The organism is Luteimonas sp. MC1895 (assembly GCF_016457215.1).
Lineage (GTDB): Bacteria > Pseudomonadota > Gammaproteobacteria > Xanthomonadales > Xanthomonadaceae > Luteimonas.
The window spans coordinates 332,292-355,951 of the sequence record NZ_JAEMDY010000001.1 but is presented as its reverse complement, the minus strand read 5'-3'; the positions used below and the strand labels follow the sequence as shown (position 1 = coordinate 355,951).

Below are 23,660 nucleotides of genomic sequence, written 5' to 3'. Positions count from 1 at the left end.
CCGCACGTCTCTCGTCGCGCAGACACGGCCCGGACATCTCCGGCAGCCGTCTAATCCATTGCCCGCCGCGCGGTTCACGGAAAGCGCCGGGCAAGCTGCGAACCAGGAGTTCAATCCATGTCCGATACCCGGACCTTCGAGGCCCTCGGGCTCTCGTCCGCGCTGCTGCGCACGCTCGAAACGAGCGGCTACACCGTTCCCACCCCGATCCAGGAACAGGCCATCCCGCTGATCCTGGCCGGCCATGACGTGCTGGGCGCCGCCCAGACCGGCACCGGCAAGACCGCCGCCTTCGGCATGCCGATGCTGCAGCGCCTGTCGAAGGAAACCCCGCCCAAGGGCCCGCGCAAGCCGCGCGCCCTGGTGCTGGTGCCGACCCGCGAGCTGGCGGTGCAGGTCGCCGACAGCCTGAAGGAGTACGGCCGCCACCTGCGCCTGAACGTCACCACCATCTTCGGCGGCGCCGGCATGCAGCCGCAGATCGACAACCTGCGCCGCGGCGTCGACATCCTCGTCGCCTGCCCGGGTCGCCTGATCGACCACATGGACGCCGGCCACGCCAAGCTCGACGCGGTCGAGGTGCTGGTGCTCGACGAGGCCGACCGCATGCTCGACATGGGCTTCCTGCCGCAGATGAAGCGGATCATGGGCCGGGTGCCGAAGTCGCGCCAGACGCTGCTGTTCTCGGCCACGTTCGAGTCGCGCATCAAGGCGCTGGCGCTGGATTACATGCAGTCGCCGAAGCAGGTCGAGGTGGCGGCGCAGAACACCATCGCCGAGACCATCGTGCACCGTGCGCATCCGGTCGATTCGGCCAGCAAGCGCGACCTGCTGGTCGACATCCTGTCCAAGCGCCACACCGACCAGGTGCTGGTGTTCGGCAAGACCAAGCACGGCTGCAACCGCCTGGCCGAGCAGCTCGAGAAGTCCGGCCTGCCGGCGGTGGCGATCCATGGCAACAAGAGCCAGGCGCAGCGGCAGAAGGCGCTGGACGCGTTCAAGTCCGGGCGCGCCCGGATCCTGGTCGCGACCGACGTCGCCGCCCGCGGGCTCGACATCCCGAACCTGCCGCTGGTGATCAACCACGACCTGCCGATGGTGGCCGAGGACTACGTGCACCGGATCGGTCGCACCGGCCGCGCCGGCGCGACGGGCGAGGCGCTGTCGCTGGTGTCACCGGAAGAGGGCGCGCTGCTCAACCAGATCCAGAAGATGCTCAAGGGCGAGATCCGCATGGACGTGGTGCCCGGCTACGAGCCGAGCCGCCCGATCCGCCTGGATGCGCCGATGCCGCCGCAGGGTGGGCGCGGGCAGCGTCCGGCCGGCCAGCGTGCGGGTGGCCAGCGCCGCGGTCCGCCGCAGGCGTCGGGCGACCAGCGTGCCGGCGAGCAGCGTCCCAGCCGGGCACCCGCCCGGCCTGCGCATCGCCAGGGTGGCCACGGCAAGGTGCAGCCGACGGCTGCGCAGGCGCATGCGGGCCCCAAGGCGGCCAGTGAGCGCAGCCGTGGCGGCCGTGGCCGTCGCGGCAGCCAGGGCGGCTCGTCCGCCTGAGGCCGGTCAGTCCGCGGCCAGGTCGCGGACCAGGCGGAAGCCGACGTCGTCGAAGCCGCGGTCGGCTTCACGGGCAGCTGGCGCGGCGGAGTCGTCGCGCCAGCTGCTGCCGTGGGCGACGCGCAGCTCGCAGTTGCCGCTGCAGTCGACGTTCCATTCGGCAAGGCGGCGCGCGCCGCTCGACGAGGGCAGGCGTGCCCATTCCGAGGACGTGGCCAGGCGATAGACCTGGCCCTCGCGCTGGCCCAGCCACTGGGCATAGGCGCGCGCGTCGTCCCATGACACGCAGACCACCGGGTCGCCACCCTTCTGCTCGAAGCCCGGGCTGCGCCAGTTCCGCGGCGCGACCACGCGCAGCAGCGACGCGCGCTCGCGGCAGCGGGCCGGCTCGCGCCCGGTCGCATCGGCAAAGGCCGCGAATTCGTTCCGGCTGACCAGCCGCCGCATCGTGCCCAGGCGCATCCCGCCCTGCTGCACCAGGACCATGTCCACGCCGTTTCCGCCGAGGCGCTCGCCGGGGAGGGGAATGGTGCGTGCGCGACGATCCAGCTTGGCGAGCATCGCCGCATCCAGACCCATGCGCTTGCCAGCCTCGACCGCGTCCAGCGCTTCGGCGCGGTCGTACTTCGCGGCGGCGCGCTCCACCTGCGTCGCCACCACCTTGCCCACGCCGGCCATCGCGCCGCGCAACGCGTCGCCGTCGGCGCGCGAGGTGCGCGATGCCAGCTGGCTGGCCTGCATGACCGCGGTGCGCGCGGCGTCGGTCTCGCCGCGGGCGAACGCGCGTTCGGCGGTGGCACCCAGGGCCTTGATGAGTGCGTCGATCGCCGGTCCCAGCCGCAGGTGGCCGGCGTCGGCCTGCCAGGCGTTGAGCAGGCTGGTATAGGCGTTGTCGCCGGCGGGCGCGGTCAGCCGTCCGGCGGCCAGCTGGCGCTCGGCGCTCACCAGCCAGCGTTCGGCGTCCGAAGCCGGCGCGGCGCGCAGCATCGCATCGTCCGGGCTGCCCGGCGTCGCGGCCTGCGGCGACAGCAGCGAGCCGCTCGCGTCGCCGGGTGCCACCAGCGCGGGCTGGCCGGCGCCATCGGACGCGCGGTAGAAGGCATGCGAGGCGTCGCGACCGTCCAGCCACATGCCGGCGGCGATCGTGCCCGCCGCGAGCACGCCCACGGCTGCCCAGCCGGTGGGGGGGACCGCGCGCATGCGCCCGCCCAGGCCGTCAAGGACGCCACGCAGCCCGCCGTGGGCGCGGGCCGGCACGTGCTCCAGTGCGTCGAGCATCTGCGCCGCATCGGCGAAGCGCCGGGCCGGCGACTTGGCCAGCGCGCGGTCGATGAAGGGCTGCCAGTGGCGCAGCCCGGCGGGCAGGCGCGGGATCGGGTCCTGGACGTGCATTACCGCCATCGACAGCGCGTCGGCGGCGTTGTACGGCAACGAGCCGACCAGCATTTCCCAGGCCAGCACGCCCACGCTGTACAGGTCGGCGCGCGCGTCGACGCCTTCGCCGCGGGCCTGTTCCGGCGGCATGTACGCGGTGCTGCCGACCGCCAGGCCGGCGGTGGTCACGCGCGACCCGTAGCCGCGACGCAGCGCGATGCCGAAGTCGGCCAGGAGCGGCCGGCCGCCGTCGTCGAACAGCACGTTCTCCGCCTTGACGTCGCGGTGCACGATGCCGCGCGCGTGTGCGTACTGCAGCGCGGAGAGCAGGCTGCGCAGGATGCCGCGCACCGCCTGTTCGTCGCCGCGCAGGTCGCGCTGGGCGAGGTGGCCGCGCGGCAGGTAGGGCATCGCGTAGTAGGGCAGGCCGTCGCGGGTGCGGCCGACGTCGTGGATGCCGACGATGTTGGGATGGTCGAGGCGGGCAACGGTGCGCGCCTCGTTCTCGAAGCGCCGGCGGCTGACCTCGTCGGACAGGGCTTCGGGCAGCATCACCTTGATCGCGACTTCGCGGCCGAGCGAGAGCTGCTCGCCGAGATAGATGGTGGACATGCCGCCGATGCCGACGACGCGCGTCAGCCGGTAGCCGCGGATCTCCGGCATCGGCTCGGCGGTGCTGCTTGGATTGTCGTGCGTCATGCCGGCCCCCCTAGGCGCAAGGGAGGATAGCCCTCCCGTGCAGGGATGTGATGAAGGCGGTTGCGACGTCCGTCACGCGCCGGCGCTTCCGTCGCGCGCCGCGGGCTTGCGGCGCACGTAGACCTGCTTGCGCACGGCGGCGACCGTCTCGCCGGCGTCGTCTACGATCGGAGTCTCGAACCAGTGCAGGTGCTTGGTGCCGTCCGCCGTGGCCGCGCGGATGGCATCGAGTACGCCGTCATCGAGGTCGAAGCGCGCGTGCACGGTTCCGCGGCCCGGTTTGAGGAAACGGATCTCCGCGGCCTGGTCCCAGACGTAGTAGTCGCGGCCCAGCGCCCGCATCGTCAGCAGCATCCAGAACGGATCGGTCATGGCGAACAGGCTGCCGCCGAAGTGGGTGCCGACGTAGTTGCGGTTGTACCAGCGCCGGCGCAATTCCACGCGGGCATGGCGGAAGTCGTCGGACAGTGCGGTGATGTGGATGCCGGCGAACAGGAACGGCGGCCACGCGTTCATGCCGTGGCGCAGGATCGAGGCGCGCACCGGTCAGGACAGCAGCAGCGCCGACATCTGCCTGCGGTAGCGCGACACCAGGTCCGCGTCCTCGATCACCCGGAAGGCCTCGATCAGCGCCTTGCGCGGCAGGCCGTCCTGGTAGCCACGGTCCTGGCGCAGCATCTCCATGAACTGCTCCAGCGCCGCCTCGTGGTGGCCCTCGACCATGTGCCGGGCGCCCAGCAGGTGGCGCGCGCGCAGGTCGGCCGGGTCCGCGGCGAGCGTGGCTTCGAGGGCCGGGGCCTGCGGCGCGTCGCCCAGCAGCGCCGCGAAGCCGAGGGCGGCGCGGGCACGCAGCGCGCGGTCGTCGGTGGCGAGGTTGGCGGGCAGGGCATCCAGCAGCGCACCGGCCTCGGTGGTCTCGCCGATGGCGAGCAGGGCGACCGCCAGGTCGAGCCGCAGCGCATCGTCTTCCGGCGCGGCCGCGATCACGTCGCGCAGGCGGGCGACTTCGGCCTGCGGATCCACCGGCGCGGCAGCGTCGGCGTCCGGCGCCGCAGCCTCTTCGATGGCCGCCGGCGCATCGGCCGGGACGATGCCGTGGCCGGCCAGGAACTCGCGCAGCTGGCCCTCGGGCATCGCGCCGGGAAAGCCGTCCACCGGCTGCCCGTCCTTGACCAGGATGATGGTCGGGATCGAGCGGATCTGGAACGCGCCGGCGAGCTGCTGTTCGCGGTCGACGTCGATCTTGGCGAGCACGAAGGCACCGTTGTAGTCGGCCGCCAGCTTCTCGAGGATCGGGCCGACGGTCTTGCAGGGTCCGCACCATTCGGCCCAGAAATCGATCAGGACCGGCACCTGCATCGAGCGGTCGAGGACGTCGGCCTCGAAGGTGTCGGCGGTGGCGTCGAAGACATGGGTCGTGGCGTGCGTGGAGGACATTGCGCGATCCGGTATGCGGGAAGCATGAGATTGTGCCAGTGCTTGCCGTTTGCAAGCCGGCGGGGCCAGGATGCGCGCTTTCCCCGGGACGTGGCGGCGCATGGCAGGAACATCTCCGGGGGGACGGGACAGGGCGGTGCGCGTGGCGGGCGTCGCCGCGGCGCTGTGCTTCGCCGGCGCGCTCGCGGGTTTCGGTGCCGCGCTCGAAGGCTACGACCACCGCGCCTGGCCGGTCGCGCTGCTGGGCGCGTCGGGGGTGCCCCGCGCCAGTGCATTCAATGTGCTGGCCTATCTGCTGCCGGGGCTGCTCGCGGCCTTCGTCGCGCTGCAGCTGCGCGCACGGCTCGTGCTCGGCGGAAGCTACGCCGAGCGCATGGGCTGGAGCCTGGCCCTGCTGGCGGCGCTCGCCTTTGCAGCACAGGGCCTGCTGCCGCTGGACGCATCGGCGCCGGACGCGGGACGCGGGCGCCTGCACGGGGTGGCGTGGGCGCTGTGGGGCCTCGCCTTCGCGGCGTCAACGTTCGCGCTGGCTGCTGCCGCGGCGCGCCACCGACGCGTGGCTGCGGCGCTCGCGCACCTGGGCGCTGGCCTGCTGGTGTTCGCCCTGGGCTGGCTGGCGGCCGAGCTGGTGCCGGTGGCGCTGGCGCAGCGCCTGGCCTTTGCGGCGTGGTTCGCGTGGCTCGCGTGGGTGGCCTGGACGGGCCGGTCCGGAGCGCCCGCGACCGGGTGAACGCGGCTCAGCGGGCGGGCACGCCCGCGTTGGCGTCGGCATCGGCGTCGGCGTGCAGCACGCGGTCGCGGCCTTCCGCCTTGGCGCGGTAAAGCGCCGCGTCCGCCACCTCGAACAGCAGCTCCGGGGTCACGCCGTCCTGCGGGAAGACCGCCACGCCCATCGAAACCGTGACCGGGCCCAGCGTGCGTCCGTTGTGCGAGATGGTCTGCTGCGACACCGCCCGGCGGATCGCTTCGGCGCGCGCCAGCGCGCTTTCGAGCTCGGTTTCGGGCATGACGATGGTGAACTCCTCGCCACCGTAGCGGCAGGCCATGTCCTCCGCGCGCACCAGCGAGGCGATGCAGCGGCCGACCTGGGCCAGCACGGCGTCGCCGGCGCTGTGGCCCTGGTTGTCGTTGAAGGACTTGAACTGGTCGATGTCGATCACCGTCAGCGCCAGCGGCAGGCGCCGCCGCTCGCAGCGCAGCATCTCGCGGCGCAGGCTTTCCTCGAAGTAGCGCCGGTTGAAAAGGCCGGTCAGCGGGTCGCGCAGCGACTGCTGGCGCAGCGTCTCGCGCAATCGCAGGTTGGCGATGGCGAGCGCGAGCTGTTCGCCCAGCAGCTCGATGATCACCGCGTCGTTGTCGCCTTCTCCGCCGTCGGCGGGGCCGCTGGCGTGGAGCATGCCCAGCGTTTCGCCCTGCGCCGAAAGCGGGATGCACAGGGTGGACAGCCCGGCCATCGAGGCACCATGGTCGACGTGGGCGCAGCGCACGCCGGCGCCGGCCTGGTTGTGGTGCGGCTGGCCGCGGCGCAGCGCCCAGCACTCGGCCGGCGCGAGCACGTCGGCGCTGGCGATCGCCGGTCGGCCGAAGCTGGAGCGGCTCTCGAGCAGGTCGCGCGACCCGCGCCCCAGGTAGCACTGGCCGCCGAGGTGGGGCAGCAGGCGTTCGAAGGTGCGCGAGGTGAGCTCCATCGCCTCGTCGAGGTTCTGCGCGCTCTGCAGCATCCCGGTGTACTCGCTCAGCGCCCAGCGCTGCGCCGACAGGCGTTCGGTCATGGTCTGGGCGCGCTTCAGGTCATCCAGCGCACCGCGGGTCTCGCGCTCCAGCTTGCGATTGCGCGAGTTCTCGCGCGACAGGCTCACCAGCAGGGTCCAGAACGTCGCCAGCGAGATCGCCAGGCTCAGCAGCACGAACCCGAGCAGCAGGTTCGAGTGGCGCGCGTTGGTGGCCCGTCGCTCCTCGAGCAGGCGCAGCTCCTCCGCGCGCAGCGCTTCGCTCGCGGCGTTGACGCCGTGCATGCGCTCGACCATCTCGTTGACCCGCATGGCCGCGACGGCGGCCTGCGGACCGTCGCGATCCTGGATGTCGGCCAGTTCCTGCATCCGCCGGACCTGCTCGGTCGACTGCTGCAGCAGGACCTTGGCCCGCGCGTGCTGCGCGGGGTTGTCGCGGGTGATCCGGGCCAGCTCGCGCGCGGCGGCCACGGCCTGCGGACCCGCGCGGTCGAACTCGCTGCGCAGCGACGGGTGCCCGGTGAGCCGGTAGCCGCGGCCGGCGGCCTGGGTGGCTGCCAGCAGCCACTGGCTGCTTTCGAGCTGCCCGATCACGCGATGGCTGTGCTCGACCCAGCGGTTGCTTTCGGTGAGCAGGCGGACGCCGAAGACGGTCACCGCGGCCACCGCCACCAGCAGCAACAGCGCCGCCACGGCGGCGGCCAGGCGATAGGGGCGGAGCCGGGACGTCGACGTCATGCCGCCATGATAGGGCAGGCCGGCGTGGGCGCCGCGTGGCGGCTGCCGGCGCCACTGCGGTAGGCTTGGCAGCCCACTTTCCGCGGCAACCACGACGTGTCCGACCCCAGCGCAGCGCCCGAAACGACCTCCTACCGACCCGCCGACGTGGAGGGCGCGGCCCAGGGCTACTGGGACCGGTCCCGGGCCTGGGAAGTCGTCGAGGATCCGTCCAGGCCGAAGTTTTTCTGCCTGTCGATGCTGCCGTACCCGTCGGGCGCGCTGCACATGGGGCACGTGCGCAACTACACCATCGGCGACGTCATCAGCCGCCACAAGCGCATGACCGGCCACAACGTGCTGCAGCCGATGGGCTGGGACGCCTTCGGGCTGCCGGCCGAGAACGCGGCGATCCGGAACCGCACGGCGCCGGCGAAGTGGACGTACGCCAACATCGAGCACATGCGTGGCCAGCTGAAGATGCTGGGCTACGGCATCGACTGGTCGCGCGAGTTCGCCACCTGCAGCCCGGACTACTACGTCCACGAACAGCGCATGTTCACCCGGCTGATGAAGAAGGGCCTGGCCTACCGCCGCAACGCGGTGGTGAACTGGGATCCGGTGGACCAGACCGTGCTGGCCAACGAACAGGTCATCGACGGCCGCGGCTGGCGCTCCGGGGCGCTGGTGGAGAAGCGCGAGATCCCGCAGTGGTTCCTGCGCATCACCGATTACGCCCAGGAGCTGGTCGACGGCCTGGACGCGCTGCCCGGCTGGCCGGAACCGGTCAAGACCATGCAGCGCAACTGGATCGGCCGCAGCGAGGGCCTGGAGATCCGCTTCCGGGTCGATGGCGAGGACGCGCCGCTGTCGGTCTACACCACGCGCCCGGACACGCTGATGGGCGTGACTTTCCTCAGCATCGCCGCCGAGCACCCGCTGGCGCTGAAGGCCGCACAGGAAGACATGAAGCTGGCGGCGTTCATCGCCGGGCTGCGCCAGGGCGGTGTGTCCGAGGCCGAGCTGGAGACGCAGGAGAAGCGCGGCATGGCCACCGGCCTGTGGGCGATCCATCCGCTCACCGGCGAGGACCTGCCGGTCTACGTCGCCAACTTCGTGCTGATGGGCTACGGCACCGGCGCGGTGATGGCGGTGCCGGCGCACGACCAGCGCGACTGGGAGTTCGCCAAGGCGCACGGCCTGCCGGTGCGGCCGGTGATCGTCCCGCCCGCGGTGCGCGATGCGCTGGCCGAGGTGATCGGCGACGTCGCCCACGACGCGGACCCGTTCCAGGCCGCGCTGGCCGGCGGCAGCGTCGATGCCTATGACACCGCGGCCGCCGTCGCGGTGGTGCGCGGCTACCTCGACGGCATCGAGCAGCGCGAGGCCCATACCGAACGCGGCTTCCTGATCAACTCCGGCGAATACAACGGCCTCGACTACGACGCCGCGTTCGACGCCCTGGCCGCGCGGCTGGAAGGCGAGGGCATCGGCGCGCGCAAGGTCAACTTCCGCCTGCGCGACTGGGGCGTCAGCCGCCAGCGCTACTGGGGCTGCCCGATTCCGGTCATCTACTGCGCCGCCTGCGGCGCGCTGCCGGTGCCCGAGGACCAGCTGCCGGTGGTGCTGCCCGAGGACGTGGCCGACGCCTTCGCCTCCGGCGTGGTGCAGTCGCCGATCAAGGCCGATCCCGAGTGGCGCCGGACGACCTGTCCGCAGTGCGGCGGCGCGGCCGAGCGCGAGACCGACACCTTCGACACCTTCATGGAGTCGAGCTGGTACTACGCGCGCTACACCTCGCCGGGCGCCGCCGACATGGTCGACGGCCGGGCGAAGCACTGGACGCCGGTCGACCAGTACATCGGCGGCATCGAGCACGCGATCCTGCACCTGCTGTATTTCCGCTTCTACCACAAGCTCCTGCGCGACCAGGGGCTGGTCGACAGCGACGAGCCGGCCGTCAACCTGCTGACTCAGGGCATGGTCGTGGCCGACACCTATTACCGCGAGGACGGCAACGGCGCGCGCGAGTGGTTCAATCCCGCCGAGGTCGAAGTCGAGCGCGACGAGCGCGGCCGCATCACCGGCGCGCACCTGGCATCCGACGGACAGCCGGTGAAGGTCGGCGGCACGGAAAAGATGTCCAAGTCGAAGAACAACGGCGTCGACCCGCAGGCCATGGTGGACCGCTACGGCGCGGACACCGTGCGCCTGTTCTCGATGTTCGCCTCTCCGCCGACACTGTCGCTGGAGTGGAACGAGGCCGGGGTCGAGGGCATGGCGCGCTTCCTGCGCCGCTTCTGGCGCCTGGTGCACGAGCATGGGCGCTCGCTGGACACGGGTGGCCGGCCGGCCATCGACGTCGCCACGCTGTCGATCCCGCAGCGGACGCTGCGACGCCAGCTCCACGAGACCATCCAGAAGGTCGGCGACGACTACGGGCGCCGGCACAGCTTCAACACCGCCATCGCCGCGCTGATGGAACTGTTGAACCACGTCGCGAAGTTCGACGACGCCAGCGAGGCCGGGCGCGCGGTGCGCCACGAGGTGCTCGAGGCGATGGTGCTGATGCTCAATCCGGTCACCCCGCACACCTGCCACGCGCTGTGGCAGGCGCTGGGCCACGCCGAGCAGGTGGTCGACGACGTCGCCTTCCCGTCCGTCGATCCGGGCGCGCTGGTGCGCGACGCGGTGACCCTGGCGGTGCAGGTCAACGGCAAGCTGCGCGGCACCATCGAGGCCGCCGCGGATGCGCCGCGCGAGGCGGTCGAGGCCGCGGCGCTCGCCGAGCCGGGAGTCGCGCGGGTGCTCGAGGGCCTGACGGTGCGCAAGGTCATCGTGGTCCCCGGCAAGATCGTCAACGTGGTGGCCGGATGAAGCGCCGCCGCCTTGCCGGACGCGACGGCCTCGTCCAGACTCGCGCGATGACCGCACCCCGTCTCCGCATCGTCCTCCCGGCGCTGATGCTGCTGGCCCTTTCGGCCTGCGGTTTCCACCTTCGCGAGCCGCTCCAGCTCCCGCCGGGCCTCGACGGTGTCCGCGTGGTCGCCGCCGACCCCTACAGCGCGCTGGCCCAGGCGCTGACGCGCTCGCTGGAACACGCCGGCCTCGAGGTCAAGGACGGCGTGGCGCAGGGCACCGGCGTGCTCCGGATCCATTCCGAAGGCTGGGATTCGCAGGCGATCAGCGTCGACCAGTTCGGCCGCGCCCAGGAGTTCACCCTGCGCTATGCGGCGGTGTTCTCGGTCCAGGACGCCAATGGCGACGAGCTGGTGCCGGAGCAGGTGATCGAGCTGTCGCGCGAGTACGTCTCGCTGCCCGAGAACTCCACCGGCTCGGAGAGCGAGCGCGAGATGCTCTCGCGCGAGCTCCAGCGCGAGATGGCCGCCTCGGTGCTGCGCCGGATCGACGCGGTGAACCGGGCGCGCATGCGCGACGCCGGCCCCGCCGCCAGCGACGACTGAGCCGCGCGGCCGATGGCCCGTGAGCTGACGCCCGAACAGCTGGCCTCCGGGCTGTCGCGCGGACCGCTGTCGCCGGTGTACCTGGTGGCCGGCGCCGAGATGCTGCGGGTGCTGGAATGCGCGGATGCCATCCGTGCCGCGGCGCGCGGGCAGGGTTATGCCGAACGCGAGGTGTTCGAGGTCGAAGGCCGGGACGTCGACTGGGATGGCCTCGAGGCCAGCCTGCGCGCGCCCAGCCTGTTTTCGGCGCGGCGGCTGATCGAGGTCCGCCTGCCCACGGCCAAGCCGGGCAAGCAGGGCGCGGAGGTGATCGCCGGCTACTGCGCCCAGCCGCCGCCGGACACCTGCCTGCTGGTCACCGGCGGCGAATGGAGCCGCAAGCACGGTGGCAAGTGGAGCGAGGCGATCGCCGGCGCCGGGGCCATCGCCGTGGCCTGGCCGGTCAAGCCCCACGAGCTGCAGGTCTGGGTGGAGGCGCGGCTGCGCCGGCGCGGCGTGCGCGCCGATACGGCCGCCGTGCAGCTGCTGGTGGAGCGGGTGGAAGGCAACCTGCTCGCCGCCGCGCAGGAGATCGACAAGCTGGCGCTGCTCGCGCCCGACGGGACCCTGGACGCCGCGCGGATGCAGGCGCTGGTTGCCGACGCCGCGCGTTACGACGTGTTCCGCCTGGTCGATGCCGCGCTCAACGGCCAGGGCGCCCAGGCGGTGCGCATGCTCGCCGGGCTGCGTGCCGAGGGCGAGGCGGTGCCGGCCCTCATGGGCATGGTGGTGATGGAGCTGCAGCGCACGGCCGCGCTTGCGCGGGTCAAGGCCCGCGGCGGCAACCTGGGCGCGGAATTCAAGGCCCAGCGCATCTGGGATGCCAAGGAGGCGGCCTATCGCCGCGCGCTGGAGCGCCATCCGGCGGCGCGCTGGGAGCGCTTCGTGGCCGTGGCAGGCGAGGTCGACCGCGTCGCCAAGGGCCGCGGCGCGGGCGACGAGTGGCTGCTGCTGGAGCGCCTGCTGCTCGCCGTGGCCGACCCGCGCGCGGTCGCCCTGCTGGCGGCGTGAGCCTGCTCGCCTGCTACGGCGGCAGCTTCGATCCGGTCCACCTGGGACACCTGGCCGTGGCGCGGACGGTCCGCGACGCGCTCGCGGCCGAGGTCGCGCTGGTGCCGGCGGCCGATCCGCCGCACAAGGACGCCACCCACGCCGGCGCCGCCCGGCGCGGGCGCATGCTCGAGCTGGCGATCGCCGGCGAGCCCGGCCTGTGCATCGATCCGCTGGAATTCGAGCGCGATGGACCGTCGTACACCATCGATACCCTGCGCATGGTCCGCGCCCGCCAGGGCCCCCATCGGCCGGTCGCCTGGGTGGTCGGCGGTGATTCGCTGCTCCAGCTCGACGCCTGGTACCGCTGGCGCGAGCTGTTCGCGCACGGCCACGTGCTGGCGGTCGCCCGCCCTGGCTCGCCGCTGGGGCCGGAGGACATCGCCGCGCGCGCGCCGGCCGTCGCCTGCGAGATCGGCAGCCGCCGCCGGCCCGCCGAAGCGTTGGCCGACACGCCCGCGGGCGGCTTCGCCGTGCTCGAGCTGCCGCGCCTGCGCCACGAATCCTCGACCGAGGTGCGCCGCAGGATCGCCGAAGGCGGCGACTGGGAATCCCTGCTGCCGGCCCCCGTGGCCGGTTTCGTGCGCGAACACCGGCTGTACGGATACAGGGCCGCGACGGGCCCTTCGCTATAATCCCGCCTCACGCCAACGAGCCACAGCCTTTGTCCAGCCAAGCCCAAGTCATCAAGACCAGCCTGCCCAGCCCGCCGCCGTCGGTCGACGTGCTGCTTTCCACCGTCCTCGAGGCCGTGGCCGAGATCAAGGCGGTCGACGTCGCCGAGATCGACGTCCGCGGCAAGACCAGCGTCTGCGATTTCATGGTGGTCGCCTCGGGCACCTCGACGCGCCACGTGAAGTCGATCGCCGACGAGGTGGTGAAGTTCGCCAAGCGCCTCGACTGCCAGCCGCTGGGCGTCGAAGGCGAGCGCGAGGCCGAATGGGTGCTGGTCGACCTGGGCGACGTCGTGGTCCACGTCATGCTGCCGCGCGTGCGCGAGTTCTATGCGCTGGAGCGGCTGTGGACGGTGGGCGACCAGCCGCCCGGTGACCACGATGACGGCGGCGGGTATCGCCGCGGCGACAGCGACGACGCGAACCGCGACGCCGGCTGAGGCGCGATGAAGGCTCGCCTGGTGGCCGTCGGCGAACGCCCGCCGGCCTGGGTGGCCGAAGGCTTCGCCGAATACCGCAAGCGGCTGTCGCACTGGCTGCCGCTGGAACTGGTGGAAGTCACGCCGGGCCTGCGCGGCAAGGGTCGCGACGCCGCCCGTGCGACACACGACGAAGGCCAGCGCGTGCTGGCCGCCCTGCCGCGCGACGTCCACGTCGTGGCGCTGGACGGTCGTGGGCGGGCCTGGGATTCAGAGGCGCTGTCCACCCGCCTGGAACACTGGCGTGGCCAGGGACGCGACCTGGCCTTCCTGGTCGGCGGGCCCGAGGGCCACGCCGACGAGGTGTTGGCCCGCGCCGACGAGACCTGGTCGCTGGGCCCGCTCACGCTGCCGCACATGCTGGTGCGGCTGGTGTTGGCCGAGCAGCTGTACCGCGCCGCGGCGCTGCTCGCCAACCACCCCTACCACCGCGCCTGAGCGCGCCGCTCAGCCGCGGTCGAGGCGGAACTCGACCGGCACCACGCCGATGGCCTGCACCGGCCGACCGTCGCGGACGGCCGGCTGGAAGCGCCAGTGGCGCAGCACGTGGCGACGGGCCGCTTCGTCGAGCGCGCGGTAGCCGCTGCCGCTCTCGACGCTGACCTCCAGCGGCCGTCCATCGACGCCAACCAGCACCTTCAGCACCACCGTGCCCTGGTGGCCTGCGCGGAGCGCGTCCCGCGGATAGGGCGGCGCGCTGGCCTCGGCATACGCCAGTTGCATGCCGGTGACCGGCCCCGCCTCGGGCCGGGTGCCCACGTCGACCATTCCGGTGTCCATCGCCGGCGACGGCTCCGCCGGGAGGGTGCCGCCGTCGACCAGCGGCGGGGCCGCGACGGTCGGCGCCGGAACGACCACGCGTCGTGCCTGGGCAGCCGGTGCCGGTGGCGTCACCGCGGGCTGAACCGGCACGAGCTCGGGCGGAGGGGGCGGCGGCAGCGGCCTCGGCTCGAACCACTCGCCCTGCAGGCTCTTTGGCGGTGCCGGAGCCGTGTCCGGGCGGCCGAGCGGCGCCAGCATCAGCATCAGCGCGGCACCGTTGAGGAGCAGGGCGCCGGCGATGCCGACGATGCGAACCGGATCGGGCCGGCGTGGATCGTCCGCGGCGTGGCGGGTGGACAGGGCGGGGAGCGGACTGCCGAGCGCGTGCTGCAGGACCATGGACCACCTCCTCGTTTGCCGGCGTCTTGCCGGGGTGCGGGGATGCCAACGCGCGGCCGCCGGCCGCGGGGTTGTCAGCGCCCCAGTTCGAACACGATCTCCAGGTTGGCCACCAGGGTGTTCTCGCCAGCGGCGACCGGGGTCGACGCCTCGGCATCCATGGCCATCGCGCGCATCGCGTACATCGGCTGCGGCGTCTGCAGCCGGCCGCCTTCGCTGATGCTCACGATCCGGCGCACGCGCAGGCCCAGGGCCTCGGCGTACATGTCGGCACGGCCGCGCGCCTGCTCGAGCGCCTTGCGCCGCGCCTCGTCATAGACCGCCTCGGGCTGGTCGATGCCGAAGCTCGGGCCATTGACGTTGTTGGCGCCGCTGGCCACGAGCGCATCCAGCACCTCGCCGAGCTTCGCGATGTCGCGCACCTTGAGGTTCACCGAGTTGCTGGCGTTGTAGCCGGAGATGCGCGGCTCCTCGTTCTCCACGTGGCGGTAATTCGGATGGATGCTGATGCCCGAGGTCTGGATGTCGCGTTCGGCCACGCCCGCGGCGCGGATGGCCGCGATCACCCTGGTCATCTGCGCGGCGTTCGCGCGCATGGCGGCACTGGCGTCCGCAGCTTGGGTCACCACGCCGGCCGATGCGGTGGCCACGTCCGGCGCGCGGCTGGCTTCGCCGGTGGCCGAGACCGAGAGCAGCGTCCCGTCGGTGGCGCCTGCGGTGGCGGGGGTCTGCGCGTGTGCGGTCAAGGCGGGGCTCCCGAAGGCGATGAGGAGGGAGAGGGCGGCGACGGACGCCGTGCGCTGCAGGCTGGGGATCATCTTGGTCTCCGGAAACGGTCAGGGGAAGGGTTGTGCCGGTGGAGTGAACGGGTCGTGAGCCGCAGCGGGGTTGATGCCGGGGCGCACGGTCGGCCCCGCGCCGGCACGGTATCCTTCGACGATGCTCCACCTTGCCTCGAAATCCCCGCGCCGCCGCGAGCTGCTGGCGCGCCTCGGCCTCGACTTCGGCGTGCTCGACGTCGAAGTCGCGGAGCAGCGCGCGCCGGGCGAGTCCCCTGACGGCTATGTCGCGCGCGTGGCGCGCGAGAAGGCCGGCGCCGGCCTGCTGCGCGTGGTCGCGGTGCCCGGCGCGGTCGTCCTGGGTTCGGACACCGAAGTGGTCCTGGGCGACGAGGTCTTCGGCAAGCCCGCCGACGCCGCCGATGCCGAAGGCATGCTGCGCCGGCTCTCCGGCCGCAGCCATCGCGTGCTGACGGCCGTGTCGCTGGTCTCGGCCGGATGCGAGGCTTCGACCCTGGTGGAGAGCGAAGTGACGTTCGCCACCCTGTCCGATGCCGACATCGCCGAGTACGTCGGCAGCGGCGAACCCATGGGCCGTGCCGGCGCCTATGCGATCCAGGGCGGCGCCGAACGCTTCATCCGCCGCCTGGCGGGCAGCTATTCGGGCGTGATGGGCCTGCCGCTGCACGAGACGGCGGAGCTCCTGCGCGGCTTCGGCCTGCAGGCGCGCACGCCGCGCGCGGACGGCGGCGCATGAGCGAGGAGATCCTGGTCAACGTCACCCCGCGCGAGACCCGCGTGGCCGTGGTCGAGAACGGCATGCTCCAGGAGCTGCACATCGAGCGGGGCTGGAGCCGCGGGGTGGTCGGCAACATCTACAAGGGCAAGGTGCAGCGCGTCATGCCGGGCATGCAGGCGGCCTTCGTCGACCTCGGCCTCGAGCGCGCGGCCTTCCTGCATGCCAACGACGTGCTGCGGCCGGGGCGCGCCGAAGACCTCGCGGTCGAGGAGCCCGGTGCGCCGCGTGCGCCCGCGCCGCCGCCCCAGCCGCAGTCGACGCCGCCGATCGGCGAACTGCTGCGCGACGGCCAGGAAGTGGTGGTCCAGGTGGTCAAGGATCCGATCGGCACCAAGGGCGCGCGCCTGACCACCCAGATCAGCATTCCTTCGCGCTACCTGGTGCTGCTGCCGCAGTCGAAGGTGATCGGCGTCTCCGCGCGCATCGAGGACGAGGCCGAGCGCGCGCGCCTCAAGGCCCTGGTCGGCGACCTGGCGCTGGCCAACGGCCACGGCTACATCGTGCGCACCAACGCCGAAGGCCAGCCGGCCGAAGCCCTGGCCGAGGACGTCGCCTACCTGGCGCGGGCCTGGGCGCTGGTCGAGCGCAGCGTCGCGTCCGCCCGCGTGGGCAGCTGCGTCTACGAGGACCTGACCCTGCCGATGCGGGCGGTGCGCGACCTGATGCGTCGCGACGTGGAGAAGGTCAAGGTCGATTCGCGCGAGACCTGCGACCGCCTGAAGACCTTCGCCGCGCAGTACATGCCGGGCCTGGACGAGAAGATCGAGCACTACACCGGATCGCGCCCGGTGTTCGACCTCTACGGCGTGGAGGACGAGATCGGTCGCGCGCTCGAGAAGGAAGTACCGCTGAAGTCCGGCGGGTACCTGGTGATCGACCAGACCGAGGCCATGACCACGGTCGACGTCAACACCGGCTCCTTCCTCGGCCAGCGCAACCTCGAGGAAACCGTGTACCGCACCAACCTCGAGGCCTCGCAGGCGGTCGCGCGCCAGCTCCGGCTGCGCAACCTCGGCGGCATCATCATCATCGACTTCATCGACATGACCGATCCGGAGCACCGTCGCCAGGTGCTGCGGACGCTGGAGAAGTCGCTGGCGCGCGACCACGCCAAGACCACGGTCTACGACTTCTCGCCGCTGGGCCTGGTGGAGATGACCCGCAAGCGCACCGTCGAGAGCCTGGAGCGCCAGCTCAGCGAAACCTGCCACGAGTGCGGCGGCCGCGGCATGCTCAAGACCGCCGAGACCGTCACCTACGAGGTGTTCCGCGAAGTGGTGCGCGCGGTGCGCCAGTTCGACGCCGAGCGCCTGCTGGTGATCGCCTCGCCCAAGGTGGTGGCGCGCATCACCGAGGAGGAATCGGCGGCGGTGGCCGAGCTGGAGGAGTTCCTCGGCAAGACGATCCGCTTCCAGGCCGACGCGCAGTACCTGCAGGAACAGTTCGATGTCGTCCTGCTCTGAGCCTCGCGCACGGCGCGCGGACCGCTGATGGCGGGCACGCTGCGCCGCGCCCTGCGCCGTGCGCGGCGCGGCGCCTGGTACGCGGTCGCCATCGGCCTGGTGCTGATGGCGCTGGGCGCGGGCATCACCAGCCAGCTGCTGCCGCTGGCCGAGCGCCACCCCGACCGGGTCGCCGACTGGCTGGGCCAGCGCGCCGGGAGGCCGGTGGCCTTCGACCACCTCGAGACCCAGTGGACCCGGCGCGGCCCGCTGCTGCGCGTCGACGGGCTGCGCATCGGCGAGGGCGACCATGCCATCGCCATCGGTGAAGCCGAGATCCTGGTGGCGCAGTACGCCGGCCTGCTGCCGGGGCGCTCGTTCACCGAGCTGCGCCTGCGCGGCCTCGAGCTGACCCTGGAGCGCGACGACGACGGGCGCTGGCAGGTGCGCGGATTGCCGGGCCAGGCGCAGTCGGGCGGCGACCCGTTCGCCGCGCTGGAGGGCCTGGGCGAACTGCAGGTCATCGACGGCGTGCTGGTGGTGGACGTTCCGGCGCTGGGCCTGCAGGCGCGCCTGGACGAGGTCGACCTGCGCCTGCGCGTGGACGGCGACCGGGTGCGCGCGGCGGCGCGTGCGTGGATGGTTCCCGGCGTCTCGCCGCTGGACATCACCGCCGAACTCGACCGCGGCAGCGGCGACGCGCAGGCCTGGCTGGCGCTGCGCCGGGCCGATCTTTCGGCGTGGACGGCCCTGCGGGCGGGCGGCATCGCTGCGGCGGCGGGTACGGGCCGGGTCGAGGCCTGGGCCGACCTGCGCGGCTATCGGGTGGCCAGCGTGGACGTGCGCAGCGAACTCGAGGGCCTTCGGCTGCAGGGTGGCGGCGATGGTCCGGGCGCGCGCGAGGTCGCGCTGGGCGAGGTCGCGGTCCAGGCGCGCTGGACGGCGCTGGACGACGGCTGGCGCTTCGATGCGCCGCGCCTGCGCCTGGGCGCCAGCCCGGAGGCCCAGGTCCTGGACGGACTGCTGCTTGCCGGCGGTGCCCGCCGCGCGCTGCTGGCCGACCGGATCGATGCCGGTGCGCTGCTGGCCCTCGCGCCGCTGGTCCCCGGCGTGCCGGAGCGGCTGGCCACGTGGCTGGCCGAGGCGCGCGCCGGCGGCGTGCTGCACGCGGTGGAGGTCGTCGGTGACGCAGGCGGGGCGCTGCGGGCGCGCGCGCGGGTCGAGGGCCTGGGCTTCGCCGCGGTCGGCGACGCGCCGGGACTCGCCGGCCTGTCCGGACATCTCCAAGGCGACGCCGCGGGCCTGGTGTTCACGCCCGATCCCGCTGCGCCGGTCGTGTTCGACTGGCCCTCCGGCTTCGGTCCCCCGGCGTACGAGATCCGGCTTCGCGGCGACGTGACGGCGTGGCGCGATGGCGACGGCTGGCAGGTGCGGACCCCGGCGCTGCGCGTCGACGGCCAGGGCTATGGCGCGGCGGTGCGCGGCGGCCTGGTGTTCCAGGGCGACGGCACGCGGCCGGCGATCGACCTGGCCGCCGACGTCGACGAGGCGCAGGTGCCGGTGGCCCGCCGGTTCTGGATCCGCCACCTGATGTCCCCTGCGGCGGTCCACTGGCTGGATACCGCGCTGGTCGGCGGACGGGTCCTGGACGGGCGCGCGGTGGTCTCGGGCGACCTCGACGACTGGCCGTTCGAGGCGGCCGGCGGAACGGCCGGAGCAGGGCTGTTCCATGCCTCGGCGCGGCTCGAGGACGCGGAAGTGCTGTTCGATCCGGAGTGGCCGGCCGCCACCGCGCTGGATGGCCGGATCGACTTCGTTGCCGCCGGCTTCAGCCTGGACGGGCGGGCCCGCCTGGGCCAGGTGCCGGTGGCCTCGCTGCGCGCGGGCATCGCGGACTTCGGTGACCAGCCGCTGCGGGTCGACGCGGAGTTCGCCGCCGATGCGGCTCCGGTGCTGGCCCTGCTGCAGGCCAGCCCCCTGCGCGAGGGCCGCGAGGAGATCTTCGACGCGTTGTCGGCCACGGGTCCGCTGCGCGCGAGCTTCGGCCTGGTGCTGCCGCTCGGCAACGGCGACGCGGGCGACGGCCCGCGCATCCGCGGCCGGGTCGCGCTGGCCGGTGCGCGCCTGGCCGAGACGCGCTGGGACCTGGCCTTCGATGACGTGCGCGGCGAAGCCCGCTACGACCAGGCCGGCTTCAGCGCGCGCGGGCTGCGCGTGCGCCGCGACGGCCAGCCGGGGGTGCTGTCGCTGCGCGCGGGCGAGGGGCATGTGCAGTCGCCCGCCATGGGCTTCGAGGCCGAGCTGCAGGCCAGCCTGGACTCGTCCGAACTCGCCGCGCGCGCGCCGCAGCTGGCGTGGCTGGGCGCGCGCCTGGACGGTCGCTCGGACTGGACCCTGGCGCTGGGGCTGCCGGCGGATGCGGGAGGCGACGGTGCGGGCGGGCAGCTGCAGCTGCGCTCCAACCTGGTCGGCACGCGGCTGTCGCTGCCGGAGCCGCTGGGCAAGCCGGCGGCCGAGGCGCTGCCGGCGCGCATCGACCTCAAGCTGCCGCTGGGCGAGGACGACGTCGACGTGGTGCTGGGCGGCCGCGTCGCGCTGCGTGCCCGCAGCCGCGGCGGACGGACGGGCGTCCTGGCCGTCCTTGGGCGCGACCGCGTCGACGCCGCGCCCCCGGACGCGGGCATCCGCATCACCGGACGCACGCCGGTGCTGGACGCCGTCGCCTGGGCCGGCCTGTTCGGCGGCGGCGACGCGGCGGGCGACGGCCAAGGCCTCGCGCTGCAGGGCATCGACCTGCTGGCCGATCGCCTGCAGCTCCTCGGCGGCACCTTCCCCGCCACCAGGGTGGTCGCGCGACCCGAGCGTGGGCTCACGCGCATCCGCTTCGACGGCCCGGCGCTGGCCGGGACGGCGTCGATTCCGGAGGCGGACGGCGCCACGGTTTCCGCGCGCGTCGAGCGCCTGCACTGGCGCAGCGCAGCTGGCACCGGCCCGTCTGGCGAGCGCCCGGGTACGTCGGGGGGACATGGTCCGGCCAGCGATGCGCGCGCGGCGTCCGGCACGGCCGCCAACGTGCCCGCCGACGCCGACGCCGACATCGACCCGGCGGCGATCCCGCCCCTGGACATCGTCGTCGACGACCTGCGCGTGGCGGACTCGCCCCTCGGACGCGTCGAGCTGCGTACCCGGCCCGCGGCCGGCGGGCTGCAGGTGGACACCTTCCGGCTGCGCGCGCCGCGGCAGTCCATCGACGTCGAGGGGGCGTGGACCGGACGCGGCGCCGGCGCGCGGACGCGGATGCAGGTGGCGGTGGACAGCGGCGACTTCGGCGCGCTGCTCGGCGGCCTCGGCCTGGGTGGTCGCCTCAAGGGCGGCGACGGCACGGCGCGCTTCGACGCCAGCTGGCCGGGATCGCCGGCCGGCTTCCGGCTGGGCGAGCTGGAGGGCAGCCTGGCGCTGGTGGTCAAGGACGGCCAGCTGGTCGAGGTCGAACCGGGGGCCGGGCGTTTCCTCGGCCTGCTCAGCGTGGCCGAGCTGCCGCGCAGGCTCATGCTGGATTTCCGCGACTTCTTCTCGCGCGGCTTCGCCTTCAACCGCATCGACGGCACGGTGCGCTTCGCCGACGGCCTTGCGCGCAGCGAATCGCTGGTGATCGACGGCGCCGCGGCCGAGATCCACATCGGCGGCAGCGCCAACCTGCGCGCGCAGACGTACGACCAGGTGATCGAGGTGCAGCCGCGCACGGGCGGCCTGCTGACCGCGGTGGGCGCGCTCACCGCGGGCCCGGTCGGGGCGGCGGTCGGCGCGGTGGCCAATGCGGTGTTCGAGAAGCCGCTCGGGCGCATGGGTGCGCGGACCTACCATGTCACCGGTCCGTGGAAGGACCCGAAGGTGGTGGTGGAAGGCAAGGACGCCGCGCCTGCGGACGCCACGCCTCCGGACACCTCGGCGAAGCCCGTACCGTGAAGGGGTCGCCCGCGCCCTGCGGCGGCGCGACCCGCCTTGAAGCACCGACGACATGCCCGCACCTCTCACCTTGACCCTTCGCAGCCGGACCCCCTCATGACCCAAGCCCTCGAGATCGCCCAGTCACGCTTGCTGCTGCCCGCGGGCCTGGACGTGTCGGGGTTGGAGCGCGCGTTCGGCACCCTGCTGGGCCCGGGCATCGACTTCGGCGACCTCTATTTCCAGCACGCGCGGCGCGAAAGCTGGACGGTCGAGGACGGCATCGTGCGTGACGGCGCGCACTCGATCGAGCAGGGCGTGGGCGTGCGCGCGATCAGCGGCGAAAAGACCGGCTTCGCCTATGCCGACGACATCGATGCGCAGTCGCTGCTGGCCGCGGCCGGATCGGCGCGGGCGATCGCGCGCAGCGGCAGCGAGCACCGCGTGCAGGCGCTGGTGCCGGCCGGCGCGCGCACGCTGTACCCGGCCGAAGATCCGATCGACGGCATGGCCAACGACGCCAAGGTCGAGGCCCTGCGGCGCGTCGACCGCCTGCTGCGCGCCGCCGACCCGCGGGTGAAGCAGGTGATGGTGGGCCTGTCGGGCGGTGTCGACACGATGCTGGTGGCGCGTTCCGACGGCGTGGTCGCCGGCGACGTGCGGCCGCTGGTGCGGCTCAACATCCAGGTGATCGTGGAGCAGGGCGGGCGGCGCGAGACCGGCTCCGCCGGCTACGGCGGCCGGCACGGCTACGCAGCGCTGCTCGGCGACGGCCGCCCGGAGCACTTCGCGCGCGAGGCGCTGCGCCAGGCCCTGCTCAACCTCGAAGCCATCGATGCGCCGGCCGGAGTGATGCCGGTCGTGCTCGGCAGCGGCTGGCCCGGCGTGCTGCTGCATGAAGCGGTCGGCCATGGCCTTGAGGGCGACTTCAACCGCAAGGGCACCAGCACCTACGCCGGCCGCATGGGCCAGCGCGTGGCCGCACCGGGCGTGACCATCGTCGACGACGGCACCCTCGACAACCGCCGCGGCTCGCTCAACGTCGACGACGAGGGCACACCCACGCAGTGCACCACGCTGATCGAGGACGGCGTGCTCACCGGCTACATGCAGGACACGCTCAACGCGCGCCTGATGGGCGTGGCGCCGACCGGCAACGGCCGCCGCGAATCCTTCGCGCACCTGGTGATGCCGCGCATGACCAACACCTACATGCGCGCCGGGCAGGACGATCCCGCCGACATGATCCGCTCGGTGAAGAAGGGCCTGTACGCGGTCAACTTCGGCGGCGGCCAGGTCGACATCACCAGCGGCAAGTACGTGTTCTCGGCGACCGAGGCCTATCTGATCGAAGACGGCAAGGTCACCGCGCCGGTGAAGGGCGCGACCCTGATCGGCAACGGCCCCGAGACGATGCAGAAGGTGCGCATGGTCGGCCACGACATGGCGCTCGACGACGGCGTCGGCACCTGCGGCAAGGACGGCCAGAGCGTGCCGGTGGGCGTGGGCCAGCCCTCGCTGCTGATCGACGGCATCACCGTTGGCGGCACCCGCGCCTGATGCCGAGCGTTCCCCAACCGCGCCACATCCCTGTAGGAGCGGCTACAGCCGCGATGGCAGCAACGCGCCAATACCCTGCAGGAGCGGCTACAGCCGCGATGCGCGCGAAGCCTGCGGTGCAGGCGAAGCGGCGACGCGATTGCGGCTGTAGCCGCTCCTACAGGGAGGGGTCTTCGGCGTCGTCGCCGTCGTGCTGGGTGCCGTCCGACTCCAGCAGCACGCGCACTTCGCGGTACAGCTCGCGGAAGGCGCGCGGCGGCTTGCCGGCCTTGCGTTCGGCCAGGGTGTTGCGCACCAGCTGGCGGATGCGCTGGCTGTCGGCGGCGGGGAATTCGTCGATCAGCGCCGACAGTGCGTCGCTGCCGTCCTCGCCCAGCAGGCGCTCGCGCCAGGCCTCGGCGCGGTGCAGGCGCGCGGTGTCCAGGCGTGCGGCTTCGCCGTCGGTGTCGAGCGCGTCACGCAGCGCGTCCAGCGCCTCCTCGTCCTCGCGCCGCAGCTGCTTGGCGAGAAAGGCGATCTCGCGCTTGCGCGCGATGTTGGAGGTGATGCGGCGCGCCTGGGCGATGAAGGGCAGCAGATGCTCGCCCAGTGGCAGCTTCGCCAGCCGGCCCGGGTCGAGTTCGACCAGCTGCCGGGCCAGCTCCAGCACGTCCAGCGCTTCGCGGCGCTGGGCGCTGCGGCTGGGTCCGAGGAAGTCGCCGGTATCGTCGTCCTTGCCACGCATGTCGTCCCAGCCGCCCGTTCAATCATTCAAGAACCC

The 23,660-nt window shown here is 73.0% G+C and carries 19 protein-coding genes; 12 read left to right on the top strand and 7 right to left on the bottom strand.

Going from position 1 to position 23,660, the window contains the following annotated elements; genetic code table 11:
* Positions 1-117: 117 nt before the first annotated feature.
* Positions 118-1,551, top strand: coding sequence for a DEAD/DEAH box helicase (locus JG616_RS01540; RefSeq protein ID WP_199391451.1), 1,434 nt, complete (start codon positions 118-120; stop codon positions 1,549-1,551).
* 6 nt (positions 1,552-1,557) lie between these two features.
* On the opposite strand, the gene JG616_RS01535 is transcribed toward JG616_RS01540, so the two are convergent.
* The 3 genes from JG616_RS01535 to trxA all read right to left on the bottom strand — a co-directional run bounded on the left by JG616_RS01535 (position 1,558) and on the right by trxA (position 5,061).
* A complete protein-coding gene (locus JG616_RS01535; protein WP_199391450.1) occupies positions 1,558-3,624 on the bottom strand; it encodes a bifunctional serine/threonine-protein kinase/formylglycine-generating enzyme family protein in 2,067 nt (688 codons plus the stop codon).
* A 72-nt stretch (positions 3,625-3,696) separates the two neighbouring features.
* Positions 3,697-4,167 carry a DUF4442 domain-containing protein gene (locus JG616_RS01530; protein WP_199391449.1) on the bottom strand — a complete coding sequence of 157 codons (471 nt, stop codon included), beginning with the start codon at positions 4,165-4,167 and terminating at the stop codon, positions 3,697-3,699.
* A gap of 3 nt (positions 4,168-4,170) precedes the next feature.
* The gene (gene trxA / locus JG616_RS01525) at positions 4,171-5,061 is read right to left on the bottom strand and encodes a thioredoxin (RefSeq protein WP_199362202.1); all 891 of its coding nucleotides are present in this window, start codon (positions 5,059-5,061) and stop codon (positions 4,171-4,173) included.
* A 142-nt stretch (positions 5,062-5,203) separates the two neighbouring features.
* Between trxA and JG616_RS01520 the strand changes: the two genes are divergently transcribed.
* The gene (locus tag JG616_RS01520) at positions 5,204-5,791 is read left to right on the top strand and encodes a DUF998 domain-containing protein (protein WP_199391448.1); all 588 of its coding nucleotides are present in this window, start codon (positions 5,204-5,206) and stop codon (positions 5,789-5,791) included.
* 7 nt (positions 5,792-5,798) lie between these two features.
* Here JG616_RS01520 and JG616_RS01515 read toward each other — a convergent pair whose 3' ends face one another.
* Complete coding sequence (locus tag JG616_RS01515; protein ID WP_199391447.1) at positions 5,799-7,529, bottom strand: diguanylate cyclase; 1,731 nt, start codon at positions 7,527-7,529, stop codon at positions 5,799-5,801.
* A 96-nt stretch (positions 7,530-7,625) separates the two neighbouring features.
* On the opposite strand from JG616_RS01515, the gene JG616_RS01510 reads away from it, so the two are divergent.
* The 6 genes from JG616_RS01510 to rlmH are packed head-to-tail and all read left to right on the top strand — an operon-like array spanning position 7,626 to position 13,652.
* Positions 7,626-10,385, top strand: coding sequence for a class I tRNA ligase family protein (locus tag JG616_RS01510; protein ID WP_199362199.1), 2,760 nt, complete (start codon positions 7,626-7,628; stop codon positions 10,383-10,385).
* Positions 10,386-10,432: 47 nt separating this feature from the next.
* A complete protein-coding gene (gene lptE / locus JG616_RS01505; RefSeq protein ID WP_199362198.1) occupies positions 10,433-10,972 on the top strand; it encodes an LPS assembly lipoprotein LptE in 540 nt (179 codons plus the stop codon).
* Positions 10,973-10,984: 12 nt separating this feature from the next.
* On the top strand, positions 10,985-12,022 hold the full coding sequence (holA, locus tag JG616_RS01500; RefSeq protein WP_199362197.1) for a DNA polymerase III subunit delta: 1,038 nt from the start codon (positions 10,985-10,987) through the stop codon (positions 12,020-12,022).
* Positions 12,019-12,696 (top strand): nicotinate-nucleotide adenylyltransferase, encoded by a 678-nt coding sequence (gene nadD, locus JG616_RS01495; protein ID WP_199391446.1) that lies wholly within the window; start codon positions 12,019-12,021, stop codon positions 12,694-12,696. The genes holA and nadD overlap by 4 nt, the downstream gene beginning before the upstream one ends.
* A gap of 29 nt (positions 12,697-12,725) precedes the next feature.
* Positions 12,726-13,175, top strand: a complete 450-nt coding sequence (gene rsfS / locus JG616_RS01490) for a ribosome silencing factor (protein ID WP_199362195.1) — start codon at positions 12,726-12,728, stop codon at positions 13,173-13,175.
* A gap of 6 nt (positions 13,176-13,181) precedes the next feature.
* Complete coding sequence (gene rlmH / locus JG616_RS01485) at positions 13,182-13,652, top strand: 23S rRNA (pseudouridine(1915)-N(3))-methyltransferase RlmH (protein ID WP_199362194.1); 471 nt, start codon at positions 13,182-13,184, stop codon at positions 13,650-13,652.
* A 9-nt stretch (positions 13,653-13,661) separates the two neighbouring features.
* Here the strand turns inward: rlmH and JG616_RS01480 are convergent, their stop codons facing one another.
* Entirely contained in the window at positions 13,662-14,375 is a 714-nt protein-coding gene (locus tag JG616_RS01480) for an energy transducer TonB (RefSeq protein ID WP_199362193.1), read from the bottom strand.
* A gap of 74 nt (positions 14,376-14,449) precedes the next feature.
* Entirely contained in the window at positions 14,450-15,193 is a 744-nt protein-coding gene (locus tag JG616_RS01475; protein ID WP_199362192.1) for an SIMPL domain-containing protein, read from the bottom strand.
* Positions 15,194-15,314: 121 nt separating this feature from the next.
* On the opposite strand from JG616_RS01475, the gene JG616_RS01470 reads away from it, so the two are divergent.
* The 4 genes from JG616_RS01470 (at position 15,315) to tldD (ending at position 22,900) form a co-directional block, all read left to right on the top strand.
* Positions 15,315-15,911 carry a Maf family nucleotide pyrophosphatase gene (locus JG616_RS01470; RefSeq protein WP_199391445.1) on the top strand — a complete coding sequence of 199 codons (597 nt, stop codon included), beginning with the start codon at positions 15,315-15,317 and terminating at the stop codon, positions 15,909-15,911.
* Positions 15,908-17,416 carry a ribonuclease G gene (gene rng, locus JG616_RS01465; RefSeq protein ID WP_199391444.1) on the top strand — a complete coding sequence of 503 codons (1,509 nt, stop codon included), beginning with the start codon at positions 15,908-15,910 and terminating at the stop codon, positions 17,414-17,416. Before JG616_RS01470 ends, rng begins: the two co-directional genes overlap by 4 nt.
* Before the next feature lie 27 nt (positions 17,417-17,443).
* Positions 17,444-21,361: a YhdP family protein gene (locus tag JG616_RS01460; RefSeq protein WP_199391443.1), complete on the top strand. Its 3,918-nt coding sequence runs from the start codon at positions 17,444-17,446 to the stop codon at positions 21,359-21,361.
* Between the two features lie 96 nt (positions 21,362-21,457).
* Complete coding sequence (gene tldD, locus JG616_RS01455) at positions 21,458-22,900, top strand: metalloprotease TldD (protein WP_199391442.1); 1,443 nt, start codon at positions 21,458-21,460, stop codon at positions 22,898-22,900.
* A 157-nt stretch (positions 22,901-23,057) separates the two neighbouring features.
* On the opposite strand, the gene yjgA is transcribed toward tldD, so the two are convergent.
* Positions 23,058-23,624, bottom strand: a complete 567-nt coding sequence (yjgA, locus tag JG616_RS01450) for a ribosome biogenesis factor YjgA (RefSeq protein ID WP_199391441.1) — start codon at positions 23,622-23,624, stop codon at positions 23,058-23,060.
* Positions 23,625-23,660: the final 36 nt, after the last annotated feature.